This is a genomic window from Pseudomonas sp. B40(2017) (assembly GCF_002112855.1).
Classification (GTDB): Bacteria; Pseudomonadota; Gammaproteobacteria; order Pseudomonadales; family Pseudomonadaceae; genus Aquipseudomonas; species Aquipseudomonas pharyngis.
The window spans coordinates 110,542-124,157 of sequence record NZ_NEIT01000005.1; the positions used below are offsets into that span (position 1 = coordinate 110,542).

7 protein-coding genes are annotated in these 13,616 nt (G+C 63.5%); 4 read left to right on the forward strand and 3 right to left on the reverse strand.

What is annotated here, in order from left to right; translation table 11 throughout:
* Positions 1-996, reverse strand: coding sequence for a catabolite repressor/activator (gene cra, locus CAF76_RS14600; RefSeq protein WP_085647662.1), 996 nt, complete (start codon positions 994-996; stop codon positions 1-3).
* A gap of 306 nt (positions 997-1,302) precedes the next feature.
* Here cra and ptsP point away from each other — a divergent pair, with 306 nt between their 5' ends.
* Genes ptsP through CAF76_RS14620 form a run of 4 tightly spaced genes read left to right on the forward strand, consistent with a single transcriptional unit; the run spans position 1,303 to position 8,451 of the window.
* A complete protein-coding gene (gene ptsP / locus CAF76_RS14605) occupies positions 1,303-4,164 on the forward strand; it encodes a phosphoenolpyruvate--protein phosphotransferase (RefSeq protein ID WP_085647663.1) in 2,862 nt (953 codons plus the stop codon).
* Complete coding sequence (gene pfkB, locus CAF76_RS14610; protein ID WP_085647664.1) at positions 4,164-5,105, forward strand: 1-phosphofructokinase; 942 nt, start codon at positions 4,164-4,166, stop codon at positions 5,103-5,105. The genes ptsP and pfkB overlap by 1 nt, the downstream gene beginning before the upstream one ends.
* 11 nt (positions 5,106-5,116) lie before the next feature.
* Positions 5,117-6,850: a PTS fructose-like transporter subunit IIB gene (locus tag CAF76_RS14615; RefSeq protein WP_085647665.1), complete on the forward strand. Its 1,734-nt coding sequence runs from the start codon at positions 5,117-5,119 to the stop codon at positions 6,848-6,850.
* A gap of 59 nt (positions 6,851-6,909) precedes the next feature.
* Positions 6,910-8,451 (forward strand): alkaline phosphatase, encoded by a 1,542-nt coding sequence (locus CAF76_RS14620; protein WP_085647666.1) that lies wholly within the window; start codon positions 6,910-6,912, stop codon positions 8,449-8,451.
* A gap of 120 nt (positions 8,452-8,571) precedes the next feature.
* Here the strand turns inward: CAF76_RS14620 and CAF76_RS14625 are convergent, their stop codons facing one another.
* Together CAF76_RS14625 and CAF76_RS14630 are read right to left on the reverse strand one after the other, a co-directional pair.
* Positions 8,572-11,100: a sulfite reductase flavoprotein subunit alpha gene (locus tag CAF76_RS14625; RefSeq protein WP_085647667.1), complete on the reverse strand. Its 2,529-nt coding sequence runs from the start codon at positions 11,098-11,100 to the stop codon at positions 8,572-8,574.
* Positions 11,101-11,232: 132 nt separating this feature from the next.
* Complete coding sequence (locus CAF76_RS14630; protein ID WP_085647668.1) at positions 11,233-13,554, reverse strand: TonB-dependent siderophore receptor; 2,322 nt, start codon at positions 13,552-13,554, stop codon at positions 11,233-11,235.
* Positions 13,555-13,616: the final 62 nt, after the last annotated feature.

Here is a 13,616-nt window from a genome sequence, read left to right on the forward strand (position 1 = left end):
TCAGTCCCGGTGAATACGCTGCTTGAAGGTACGGGCGATGGCCTGCACGCCGGGCTGGTAGTCCGATTGTTCGACCGCCGCCAGCGCCAGTTCCAGCGCCTTGTCGGCGATCAACTGGTGCTGCTGGGCCATGGCGTTGACCGGCAGAGGCAGGAAGTCGAGCAACTGGGTGTCACCGAATGTGCCGAGACGCAGTGGGCGCGATTTGAGCGGGAAGTCATGCAGCGCGTCGAATACGCCCTGCAGCAGCACGTAGGACGTGGTCACCAGCGCATCCGGCAAATGCCCGAGACGTTGCAGAAGTTCTTCCATCAATTGCTTGCCGCACTCGCGGCTGAAGGATTCGGCGTGCTCGATCAGCACTTCGCCCTTGAACCCGGCCAGGGCTTGCTTGAACCCGGCCGCACGTTCCTGGCTGATGCTGAGTTCCGGGCGGGCGCCCAGCAGCACGATCTGTTTCGGCTGCGGGTCGAGCAGGCTTTCGGTCAGGTGCAGGCTGGCTTCGCGGTCATCGCTGACTACCGAACAGAAATGCTCGGCATCCATCACCCGGTCGATGGCAATGATCGGCAAGCCCTTGGCCTGCAACTGACGATAACTGTCGTCACCGGCCGGCAGGCAACTGGCGACGATCAATGCATCGCAGCGCCGGGCGCGGAACAGTTGCAGCAGTTGTCGCTCGCTGTCCGGCGCGTCGTCGGAGCTGGCGATCAGCAACTGATAACCCCGCGCCCGGGCGCCTTGCTCCAGCAGTTTGGCGATCCGCGCGTAACTGGGGTTTTCCAGATCCGGCAGGATAAAACCCAGGGTCCGGGTGTGCCGACTGCGCAGCCCGGCTGCCTGTGGATTGGGGGTAAAGCCGTGCAGATCGACCACCGCTCGCACCCGCTCGACGGTGGCGGTGCTGATGCGTTGCTGTTCGGCCTTGCCGTTGATGACGTAGCTGGCGGTGGTCACGGACACTCCGGCCAACCGCGCGATATCACTGAGTTTCAACCCGGGATTTCCTTGTTTTTTCGAGCTTGCCGCGACATTTTCGCCAATCCTACCCGATTCAGGCAGGCGACCATTGTCTCAGCGCATCCGACAAGTTGGACTTCAAGGATGGGACATTATCGAGTAACGTGCCGATCAATCTAGATTAAACGTTTCAGCAAGCGTATTTTCTACGTTTTAGACGCCTTTGGCCGGTTCTGCCGTGAAACCGCCAAAACTGCCTCCTGAAAAGGATGGCCTACAGCGCCTAAGCTGCAACCATTCAAAACAATACCTGGCGTCAAACGACGCCAAAAAGGAGATCGCATGCTCGAGCTCACTGTAGAGCAGATATCCATGGGCCAGTCGGCTGTGGATAAACCCGCCGCTTTGCAATTGCTGGCCAGTCATCTGGTCGCCGATGGACTTGTCGCCGACGGCTACCTCGCCGGCCTGCAGGCCCGGGAGGCTCAGGGCTCGACCTTCCTCGGCCAAGGCATTGCGATTCCCCACGGCACCCCTGAAACCCGTGATCAGGTGTTTGCCACCGGCGTGCGCCTGATGCAGTTCCCCGACGGCGTGGACTGGGGCGATGGCCAGATCGTTTATCTGGCCATCGGCATCGCCGCCAAATCCGACGAACACCTGCGCCTGCTGCAGCTGCTGACCCGTGCCCTCGGCGAGACCGATCTGGGCCAGGCCCTGCGCCGCTCAAGTTCGCCGGAAGCGCTGCTGAAACTGCTGCAAGGCGCGCCGCAGGAACTGGCGCTGGATGCGCAGATGATCGGCCTCGGCGTATCCGCCGACGATTTCGAAGAACTGGTCTGGCGCGGTGCGCGTTTGCTGCGCCAGGCCGATTGCGTGAGCAACGGTTTTGCCGGCGTGCTGCAGCAAGTCGAAGCGCTGCCGCTGGGCGATGGCCTGTGGTGGCTGCACAGCGAACAGACCGTGAAGCGTCCGGGCCTGGCCTTCGTCACCCCGGACAAACCGATGCGTTACCTCGGCCAGCCGCTCAGCGGTCTGTTCTGTCTGGCCAGCCTCGGTGAAGCGCATCAGGCGTTGCTCGAGCGTTTGTGCGCGTTGCTGATCGAAGGTCGCGGCCATGAACTGGGTCGCGCCACCAGCAGCCGCAAAGTCCTCGAAGTGCTTGGCGGTGAGTTGCCGGCCGATTGGCCGAGCGCACGTATCGCATTGGCCAACGCCCATGGTCTGCATGCGCGGCCGGCGAAGATCCTCGCGCAACTGGCGAAAAGTTTTGACGGCGAGATTCGTGTGCGCATCGTCGACAGTCAGGACAGCGCCGTATCGGTGAAAAGCCTGAGCAAACTGCTGAGCCTCGGCGCCCGTCGTGGCCAGGTGCTGGAAATCATCGCCGAGCCGAGCATTGCCGCCGATGCCTTGCCGGCCTTGCTCGCCGCCATCGAAGAAGGCCTCGGCGAAGAAGTCGAACCGTTGCCCGCAGTCAGTCAACAGCGCGAAGTGATTACGGACATCGCAGAAGTGCTGACCGCCCCGGCCTCCGGCAGTCTGCTGCAAGCGATCCCTGCCGCCCCCGGCATCGCCATCGGCCCGGCGCACATTCAGGTCCAGCAAGCCATCGATTACCCGTTGCGCGGCGAGTCTGCCGCCATCGAGCGCGAACGTCTCAAACAAGCGCTGGCCGACGTGCGTCAGGACATTCAGGGCCTGATCGAGCGTAGCAAGGCCAAGGCGATCCGCGAGATTTTCATCACCCACCAGGAAATGCTCGGCGACCCGGAACTCACCGACGAAGTCGACACCCGCCTCAAGCAGGGCGAAAGCGCCGAAGCGGCGTGGATGGCCGTGATCGAGGCCGCCGCAAAACAACAGGAATCGTTGCAGGACGCGTTGCTCGCCGAACGCGCCGCCGACCTGCGCGACATCGGTCGCCGGGTGCTGGCGCAACTGTGTGGTGTGCAGACGCCCGCCGAGCCCGAGCAACCGTACATTCTGGTGATGGATGAGGTCGGCCCGTCTGACGTTGCGCGGCTGGATCCGGCGCGGGTCGCGGGGATTCTTACCGCCCGTGGCGGCGCCACCGCTCACAGCGCCATCGTGGCTCGCGCGCTGGGGATTCCGGCGCTGGTCGGTGCGGGCGCTGCGGTGTTGCTGCTGAAGCCGGGCACGCCGTTGCTGCTCGATGGTCAGCGCGGTCGCCTGCATGTGGACGCGGATGCCGCGACCCTGCAACGTGCCAGCGAAGAACGCGACACCCGCGAACAACGCTTGAAAGCCGCCGCCGAACAACGTCATCAACCGGCGCACACCACCGATGGCCACGCCGTGGAAGTGTTCGCCAACATCGGCGAAAGCGCCGGTGTGATCAGCGCGGTGGAGCAGGGCGCCGAAGGCATCGGCCTGCTGCGCACCGAGTTGATTTTCATGGCCCATCCGCAAGCGCCGGACGAAGCGACTCAGGAAGCCGAATACCGCCGCGTCCTCGATGGCCTAGCCGGACGGCCGCTGGTGGTGCGCACCCTCGATGTCGGCGGCGACAAACCGCTGCCGTATTGGCCGATCGCCAAGGAAGAAAACCCGTTCCTCGGCGTGCGCGGGATTCGCCTGACCTTGCAGCGTCCGCAGATCATGGAAGCGCAGTTGCGCGCCTTGCTGCGTTCGGCGGACAACCGTCCTTTGCGGATCATGTTCCCGATGGTCGGCAGCGTCGAAGAGTGGCGTCAGGCCCGCGACATGACCGAACGCCTGCGTCTGGAAATCCCGGTTGCCGACCTGCAACTGGGGATCATGATCGAAGTGCCGTCCGCCGCCTTGCTGGCGCCGGTGCTGGCCAAAGAGGTGGATTTCTTTAGCGTCGGCACCAACGACCTGACCCAGTACACGCTGGCGATCGACCGTGGTCATCCGACCCTGTCCGCCCAGGCTGACGGCCTGCACCCGGCGGTGCTGCAACTGATCGACATCACTGTGCGCGCGGCCCATGCCCATGGCAAATGGGTCGGCGTGTGCGGCGAGCTGGCGGCGGATCCGCTGGCGGTGCCGGTGCTGGTCGGCCTCGGTGTGGATGAACTGAGCGTCTCCGGGCGCAGCATCGCCGAGGTCAAGGCACGCATCCGCGAGCTCAGCCTGACCCAGACTCAAACCCTTGCTCAACAAGCCCTGGCCGTGGGCAGCGCCAACGAAGTGCGCGCATTAGTGGAGGCCCTGTAATGGCCAAGATTCTCACCCTGACCCTCAACCCGGCGCTGGACCTTACGGTGCAGTTGCCACGTCTGGAGGCCGGTCAGGTCAATCGCAGCGACGAGATGCACACCCACGCTGCCGGCAAGGGCGTCAACGTCGCGCAGGTGCTGGCCGACCTCGGTCATCAACTGACGGTCAGCGGCTTTCTCGGCGAAGACAATCTGCAAGCGTTCGAAACCCTGTTCGCCAAGCGCGGTTTCACCGATGCGTTTATCCGGGTGCCCGGCGAGACCCGCAGCAACATCAAGGTCGCGGAACAGGATGGACGCATCACCGACATCAACGGCCCGGGGCCGATGGTCGGCGTGGTGGAGCAACAGGCGTTGCTGGATCGACTGGTGCAGATCGCGCCGGGGCATGACGCGGTGGTGGTCGCCGGCAGTTTGCCGCGCGGCGTCACTGCACAGTGGTTGCGCGAACTGGTCGAACGCTTGAAAACGTTGGGCCTGAAAGTCGCCCTGGACACCAGCGGCGACGCCTTGCGCGCGGCGCTCAAGGCCGGCCCGTGGCTGATCAAGCCGAACACCGAAGAGCTGGCCGATGCGCTGGGCTGTGAAGTGGTGTCCCACGCGTCTCAGGCTGAAGCGGCCAATCGGCTGCACGCTCAGGGCATCGAGCACGTGGTGATTTCCCACGGTGCCGAAGGTGTGAACTGGTTCAGCGTCGGCTCGGCGTTGCATGCGACGCCGCCGAAGGTCAGCGTCGCCAGTACGGTCGGTGCCGGCGATTCGTTGCTGGCCGGCATGCTCCACGGTCTGTTCAGCGCCGACACGCCGGAACAGACCCTGCGCACGGCCACGGCGATTGCGGCGCAGGCAGTGACCCAGATCGGATTCGGTATTCGCGATGCTGCGCAACTGACGCAGCTCGAACAGGGCGTGCGCGTGCGCGCCCTGACAGAACAATAAGAGGGTTTGTCATGAAGTTAGCCATTGTCACGGCCTGCCCTAACGGCATGGTCACCAGTGTGCTGTGCGCCCGGCTGCTGGATGCCGCGGCCCAGCGTCAGGGCTGGAGCACCAGCGTCGAAGTGGTGGATGCGGCGCACCCGGAACGCGAGTTGTCAGCGGCCACCATCGAAGCCGCCGAGTGGGTGTTGCTGGTGACCACGGGACCGGTGGACATGACCCGGTTCATCGGCAAGAAAGTCTTTCGGATTGCGCCGGCGCAAGCCCTGCAGGATGTTGAAGACGTGCTGCGGCGTGGCGCCGTCGAGGCGCAGGTTTACGTCGCTGACGAAACGCCGCCCGTGGTTGCCAGCGCGCAAGCGCCGCGTCTGGTCGCGGTCACTGCATGCCCGACCGGCGTCGCTCATACATTCATGGCCGCCGAAGCCTTGCAGCAAGCCGCCAAGCGTCTGGGCTACGACCTGCAAGTCGAAACCCAGGGCTCGGTCGGCGCGCGAAATCCGCTGAGCGCGGCAGCGATTGCCGAGGCTGACGTAGTGCTGCTGGCGGCTGACATTGAAGTCGCCACCGAGCGTTTCGCCGGCAAGAAAATCTACCGCTGCGGCACCGGCATTGCGTTGAAGCAATCCGAAGCCACGCTGAAAAAAGCCCTGGCCGAAGGTGTCGTTGAAAACGCTGCCGGCGACGGCAAGGCGCCGGCCAAGCAGGAGAAAAGCGGCGTCTACAAACACCTGCTGACCGGTGTGTCGTTCATGCTGCCGATGGTGGTGGCGGGCGGGCTGATGATCGCCTTGTCGTTCGTGTTCGGCATCACCGCGTTCAAGGAAGAGGGGACGCTGGCGGCGGCGCTGATGCAGATCGGTGGCGAGACCGCGTTCAAATTGATGGTGCCGCTGCTGGCCGGTTACATCGCCTGGTCGATTGCCGACCGTCCCGGACTCGCGCCGGGGATGATCGGCGGTTTGCTGGCGAGCACCCTGGGCGCCGGATTCATCGGCGGGATCGTTGCCGGGTTTATCGCAGGCTATGCCGCCAAAGCAATCAGTCGCTATGTGGCGCTGCCGCAAAGTCTCGAAGCGCTGAAACCGATTCTGATCATCCCGTTGTTCGCCAGTCTGTTCACCGGACTGGTGATGATTTACGTGGTCGGCAAACCGGTGGCCGGGATGCTTGCGGCGCTGACGCATTTCCTCGACAGCATGGGCACCACCAACGCGATCCTGCTCGGTGTGCTGCTGGGCGGCATGATGTGCGTCGACCTCGGCGGGCCGATCAACAAGGCCGCGTATGCGTTCTCGGTGGGGCTGCTGGCCTCGCAGAGTTATGCACCGATGGCCGCGACCATGGCCGCCGGCATGGTGCCGCCGATCGGTCTGGGTATCGCCACCTTCATCGCCCGACGCAAGTTTGCCCAGACCGAACGCGAGGCCGGTAAAGCGGCGCTGGTGCTCGGGTTGTGCTTCATCTCCGAAGGGGCGATTCCGTTTGCCGCGAAAGACCCGTTGCGGGTGATCCCGGCGAGCATTGCCGGCGGTGCACTGACCGGTGCGCTGTCGATGTACTTCGGCTGCAAACTGATGGCGCCCCACGGTGGCCTGTTCGTGCTGGCGATTCCGAATGCGATCAACCATGCGCTGTTGTACCTGCTGGCGATTGTCGCGGGCAGTCTGCTGACGGCGGTGGTGTATGCGCTGGTCAAACGACCGGAAGCCGTGGAACTGGCGCTGGAGCCCGCGAAGGCGTGAGGTGTCACACCCTTTTCATCTAGCAGTGCTTAAGTTTTCCTTTTTTCAGGGAGAACACCATGAGCGATTTCAATCCCGGTCGCCGGCGCGTGATGCAAGCCGTCGGCGCCGGACTGCTGATGCCGGGGCTGGCGCCGGCCGTGATCGCGTCGGTCAAGGATCGACCGCAACTGACTGACGGCGTGCAATCCGGCGACCTTCAGAGCGACCGCGCGATGATCTGGAGCCGCGCCGACCGCCCGGCGCAGATGGTGGTGGAGTGGGACACCCGCAGCCAGTTCCGTCATCCGCGCCGAGTCGTCTCGGCGCTGGCCGATGCCCGCAGCGATTTCACCGCCCGCGTCGAACTCACCGGGTTGCCCGCTGATCAGGCGATTTTCTACCGCGTGTATTTCAAGGACGCCCGCACTGGCGTCGCCAGCGAACCCTGGCTCGGCCACTTGCGCAGCGCACCGACGGCGCGGCGCAATATCCGCTTCGTGTGGAGCGGCGACACCGTCGGCCAGGGCTTCGGCATCAACCCCGATATCGGCGGCATGCGCATCTATGAAGCCATGCGCATGCGCCTGCCGGACTTCTTTATCCACAGCGGCGACACCATCTACGCCGACGGCCCGGTGCCGGCGCAGCTGACCACCGAGGGTGGCCGGATCTGGCGCAACCTCACCACGGAAGCCAAGAGCAAGGTCGCCCAGACCCTCGACGATTATCGCGGCAATTACCGCTACAACCTGATGGACGAAAACGTCCGTCGCTTCAACGCCGAAGTGCCGCAGATCTGGCAGTGGGACGACCATGAAGTGGTCAACAACTGGTCGCCGGGCAAGCAGCTCGACGATCGTTATCAGGAAAAAAATATCCACACCCTGGTCGGCCGCGCACGTCAGGCCTGGCTCGAATATGCGCCGATGCGTTTGCAGGCGGCCGATGGCGGCGGGCGGATTTATCGCAAGCTCAGTTACGGGCCGATGCTCGATGTGTTTGTGCTCGACATGCGCAGTTATCGCGGCGCCAACGACGACAATCTCGGGGCGGAAAAACCGTTCCTCGGACGCGAGCAACTGAACTGGCTCAAGCGTGGATTGAAGGCCTCGAAAGCCCAGTGGAAAGTGATTGCCGCCGACATGCCGATCGGTCTCGGCGTGCCCGACGGCGAAGTCAGTCCCGGTGTTGCGCGCTGGGAAGCGGTGGCCAACGGCGATCCCGGTCCGGCCCAGGGGCGCGAACTGGAAGTGGCCGAATTGCTCGGGTTCCTGCGGGCACATCAGGTGCGCAATTTCGTGTTCCTGACGGCGGACGTGCATTACTGCGCGGCGCATCACTATCACCCTGATCGCGCGGCGTTCCAGGATTTCGAACCGTTCTGGGAGTTTGTCGCAGGGCCGTTGAACGCCGGCAGTTTCGGCCCCAATCCGCTGGACAAGACCTTCGGCCCGCAAGTGGTGTTTCAGAAAGCGCCCCCGACGCAAAACGCTTCACCGTTTGCCGGGTTTCAGTTTTTCGGCGAGGTGAACATCGAGGGGCAGAGCGGGGAGATGAGCGTGGTGTTGCGGGATCTGGAGGGGGTGGCGGTGTTTGAGCAGAAGCTGAAGCCGACCTGAGATCACCGCGAAACACACGGTGGGAGCGAGCCTGCTCGCGATGACGGTGTCACAGACAACTAATGTGTTGAATGTAAAACCGATATCGCGAGCAGGCTCGCTCCTACAGAGAGGGTGGTGTTAGTAAACGTCGCGACGATAACGACCCTGTTCGATCAGGCGTTCGACTTCGGCGGCGCCCAGCACTTCATTGAGCACCTGATCCACCCCCGAAGCCATGCCTTGAAGGCTGCCGCAGATGTAGATCACTGCACCGTCCGCCAGCCATTTCTTCAGCTCGCCGGCCGATTCGCGCAGGCGATCCTGCACGTACATCTTCTCGGCCTGATCTCGCGAGAACGCCAGATCGAGGCGTTCCAGATCGCCATTGATCAACCACTCTTCCAGCTCCGCGCGACAGAGGAAATCGTGCTCGCGATTGCGCTCGCCAAACAGCAGCCAGTGACGTTGTTGGTTGTCGGCGATCCGCGCCTTGAGCAAGCTGCGTAGCCCGGCGAGGCCGGTGCCGTTGCCCAGCAGGATCATCGGCACCGGAGCGTTCGGCAGGTGGAAACCGCTGTTGCGGCGGACCCGCAGGCTGATGCTGCCGCCGATCTGCGCATGCTCGGTCAGCCAGCCGGAGCCGATGCCGAGGCTGCCATCGGCATGCTGTTCCTGACGCACGATCAGCTCCAGTACGCCATCGGCGGCAATCGAGGCGATCGAGTATTCGCGCATCGCCAACGGCACCATCGCATCGACCAGCGCCTGAGCGTGCAGGCCCACCAGATGGGCGCGGTGCTCGGGCAATTGGCGGCTGGCGAGGGCCACTTCCAGCGACTCTTGCAGGCCGTTGACCTTGACGCTGGTTTCGCCACGGATGCCGAGGCCGTCGAGGAAATGCTCGATTGCCCACGGGCAATTACGCGGCAGCACTTCCACCAGATCGCCGGCCAGCCAGCTGCGGGAGGTCGGTGCGGTCAGACCGAGCAGATAGACCGGTGCGCCGGCGCTGTCCGGGTTCATCAGCTCGCGGCGCACCAGTGTCCAGTTCTCGTAGCTCGGTGCCTGCCAGGTGTCGACCGGTGCTTGCCCGGTGAGCAGGCCGAGCTGGGTCTGCCAGTGACGCAGGGCGTAAGGGTCGCCGCTGTCGACTTCGACCGGGGCGAACAGGGTCTTGCCGCCGTGTTCGCCGAGCCAATGATGCAAGCGTCGGGCAAAACCGCAGAAGTGTTGATACTGCCGATCGCCGAGGCCGAGTACGGCGTAGTTGAGGCTGTCGAGGGTCGAGGCGTTGTTCAGCACTTTGCGTTCGAAACCGCGCGCGCTGTCCGGCGCTTCGCCGTCGCCGAAGGTACTGACCACGAACAGCGCGTTGTTCGATTCGCGCAGATCCTGCTCGCTGACATTCGCCAGCGGCTGCACCTTCACCGGCAATCCGGCGGCCTGCAATTGCCCGGCGGTCTGCCACGCCAGTTGCTCGGCAAAACCGCTCTGGCTGGCGAAACCGATCAGCCACGCCGGTGTATCGCCGGCCGGTTGGTCGAGGCCTTTGCGGGCATCCTTGATCTGCTTTTTCTTGCGCCGGCGATCCAGGTACAACAGCCAGCCGGTGATGAAGAACAGCGGCATCAAGACGGCCGCGACGGTGACGATGATCCGCCCGACCAGACCGAAATAACTGCCGACGTGCAGCGCGTAAATGCTGGTCAGCAATTGCGCCTTGAAGCTTTTGTCGGCGTAGCGGTCGACGCGCTTGACCACGCCGGTGGCCGGGTCGAGGGTGATCTGGTTCAGCGCGCGCTCATGGGGCGAGCTGTCGAGCAGGTAGAACACGGTCGCCGGTTGACCGGCCACTGGCGGCATGCGGATGTTGTAGGCGGCGAGGCCCGGGCCGGCGGTGCTGTAGATGCTGAGCCACATGGCGGCGTAATCGGCAGTCGGCGCCGGACCTTCAGGGGCCGGGCCACGACCGCCGCGCACGCGCTCGTTTTGCGGTGCATCGGAAAGCAGTCGGGTCAGGCCCTTGTTGTACCACTCGTAGGACCAGGACAGTCCGGTCAGTGCCAGCAGCAGGTAAACCAGCATGCACCAGGTGCCGAACACCGAGTGCAGATCCCAGTTGAAGCTGCGGCCCTTTTTCTTCCAGTCGAGGGTCAGCCACACGCGCCAGCTTTGCCACTGGCGCGGCCAGCGCAGGTACAGGCCGGACAGGCAGAAGAACAGCAGCATCAGGGTGCAGGCGCCGGTGATGTTGCGACCGGTATCGCCCATGGCGAGGAACCGGTGCAGTTGCAGCATCAGGCCGAAGAAGTCCTGGCCCGTGGCATCGCCCTTGAACTCGGCGGTGTAGGGATCGAAGTAGCGCATCTCGCCCCGGCGCTCGCCTTTGGGCGGGGTGAACCAGACGCGTCCGGCGCTGCCGCTTTCGGTTTCGACCGAGAGCATCGAGACTTTCTTGCCCGAGGCCGCTTCGATGTGCGCCACCAGATCGGCGGGCGGCAGCACGCCGGCGACCTGCTTCTCGACCTGCAACACCGAAGGGTTGAGGGCTTTGAGAATTTCGTCCTGAAACGAATAGGCAGCGCCGGTGATGCCCATCAGGGCCAGCACCAGCCCGGCAGTGATGCCAAAAAACCAGTGCAACTGGAACAGGGTTTTCTTCAACACGTTGCTTGCCTTGTCCGTTCGGAGGTTGTGTTCACGGCGTGCATTATGCCGTGGCTTATCGAGAAACGTTCTTTATTACGCACAAAAGCCCCGCTCAAATGAATGAACGGGGCTCGGTACTTCCCGCTTCGATCAGAAGTGGAAGTTGGTGCTCAGCAATGCCGTACGGCCCGCCGCCTGGTTGGCGAAGTGAGTCGAGAAGGCCTTGTCGTAGTAGGTTTCGTTGGTCAGGTTCTGCACGTTCAGTTGCAGGTCGACGTTCTTGCTCAGCTTGTACGCCGCCATCGCGTCGTAGCGAACGTAGGAATCGACCATGGTGGTGTTGGCCACGCTGCCGAACACGTCATCCACGTAGAACGCACCGCCACCGATGGTCAGCTTCGGCGTGACCTGGTAAGTGGTCCACAGGCTGGCGCTGTTTTTCGGCGTGTTGGGCAGCTCGTTACCGTTGTTGGCCTTGTTGGCCGGCAGGTCACCACCGTCCACTTGCTCGCTGTCCATGTAGGCGTAACCGGCGAACACTTGCCACTTGTCGGTGATCTTGCCGCTGGCGGACAACTCGATACCTTGAACGCGGGTCTTGCCGGCGTTCTCGTACGAGGTGGTATCGACCTGGACACGCGCGTTTTCTTTCTCGGTGCGGAAGATGTCGGCGGTCAGCGACAGGCGATCGTTCAGCAGATCCCACTTGGTACCGATTTCGTAGTTCTTGGTGGTTTCCGGCTCCATATCGCTCTTGAGCAGGTTGCCATTGCGATCCGGCGTGCCGCCCAGCGGGTTGCCTTCCTGACCTTCACCCAGGGTGTTGCCCGGCGGAGTGGCGGAGGTGGCGTAGGACGCATAGATGCTGCCGTTCTCTGCCGGTTTGTAGACGATGCCGAACTGACCGGTGACGAACTCGCTGGTGTCAGCACCCTTGGAGGTGGTGCGGCCAGCGTTGTTGTAAGTCTTGTAGCCGGTTTCGAAGTGGTCGTAACGCAGGCCCATGTTCACCAGCCATTGCTCGGACAGCTCTAGGGTGTCGAACGCATACAGCGCGTAGGTATCGGACTGGGTGTCGGTGCCGGCGTAGTTGCGCGAGATTGCGCCGTTCCACGGATCGTTCGGGTTCGGGTTCGACAGCGAGGTGCAGTTGTAGCCGCTGGCAGCGCCGATCAGGCCCGGATTGCAGTTGGTGGTCACGGCCGAGGTGCGCGGCGTGGTGTCGGTGTTGACGTTGTACGAGGATTTGCTGCTTTCCTCACGGGTGTACTCGACACCGGTGGAGAAGCTGTTCTTGAAGCCGGCAACGTAGAAGTTGCCGAACAGGTCGGTCTGGTTGGTGGTGGTCTCGGTGTTGCTCACGCGAGTGTTCGCACGACGCCAGACGCTGCCGTTGTTGACGTTGCCCTTGCTGTCGTCCGGCTGGGTCAGGATGTAATCCTGCATGCTGGTGCCGTGACGCAGGGTGTTCTTGATCGTCAGCGAGTCGCTCAGGTCATGCTCGATGGCGAAGGTCGCGGTGTCGGTGCGGCCCTTGCGGAAGTCGCGGTCCAGACCGTAGAAATTGCTGTGATCGCCGCCGGCGTACGGCTTGTCCGGGTTGGACTTGGTGCGCGCCGCCGAGCCGCCGGCCGGAATGGTGTAAGGGATGCCCGAATCCGGCGTGTCGTTGCTTTCGAGATGGTAGTAATCGAGGTTGACGCGGGTGTCGGTGCCCAGGCCGAAGGCCAGGGATGGCGCGATGCCCCAGCGGTCGTAGTCGACCTTGTCGCGGCCGGCGACGTTGCTCTCGTGGCTCATCAGGTTCAGACGGCCGGCAGCGGTGTCGCTGAACTGGTAGTTGCCATCCATCGTGTAGCGCTGGGTCTGATCGGAGCCCCAGGTGAAGCCACCGTCGAACGAGTTGCCCAAGTGGGCTTTCTTGCTCACCAGGTTGATGCTGCCGCCCGCCGCGCCACGACCGCCGATGGCGGAGTTCGGGCCCTTGCTGACTTCGATGTTTTCCACGGCGAAGATTTCGCGGCTCTGGGAGCCGGTATCGCGCACGCCGTCGAGGTAGGTGTCACCCTGGGCGTCGAAACCACGGATGAACGGACGGTCGCCCTGCGGGTTGCCGCCTTCACCGGCACCGAAAGTGATGCCCGGCACGGTGCGCAGCGCGTCCTGCATGTTCAGGGCGCCGGTGTCTTTCAGCACTTGTTGCGGGATAACGGTGACCGAGCGCGGCGTGTCGACCAGCGGCGCGGTGTACTTGGGCGAGGAGGCTTTCTCGACCTGGTAGGAGGTCGAGTCCTGGGCTTCGCCGGTGATGGCGGTGGCGTCCAGGGCGATGGCATTGCCGGTGGCTTTGCTGTCGGTTTTTTCGGCGGCGAACACCATGTGGCCTGCGGAGCCGGCGGTGATCGCCACGCCGATGGCGGAAGCGAGCAGACGTGGTGAACTGACCGGTACTTGTGCTGGTTGACGTGCCATTTTTATTCCCCTCCCCAAGGATTTGAGGCGGCGGAATATAGGGTAAACAGGTATTCGTATCA

What these genes read in the sequence shown, in the direction of transcription:
- ptsP (WP_085647663.1), top strand. Translation starts at nt 1,303, where the DNA reads ATGCTCGAGCTCACTGTAGAGCAGATATCCATGGGCCAGTCGGCTGTG.
- pfkB (WP_085647664.1), top strand. Translation starts at nt 4,164, where the DNA reads ATGGCCAAGATTCTCACCCTGACCCTCAACCCGGCGCTGGACCTTACG.
- CAF76_RS14615 (WP_085647665.1), top strand. Translation starts at nt 5,117, where the DNA reads ATGAAGTTAGCCATTGTCACGGCCTGCCCTAACGGCATGGTCACCAGT.
- CAF76_RS14620 (WP_085647666.1), top strand. Translation starts at nt 6,910, where the DNA reads ATGAGCGATTTCAATCCCGGTCGCCGGCGCGTGATGCAAGCCGTCGGC.
- CAF76_RS14630 (WP_085647668.1), bottom strand. Translation starts at nt 13,554, where the DNA reads ATGGCACGTCAACCAGCACAAGTACCGGTCAGTTCACCACGTCTGCTC.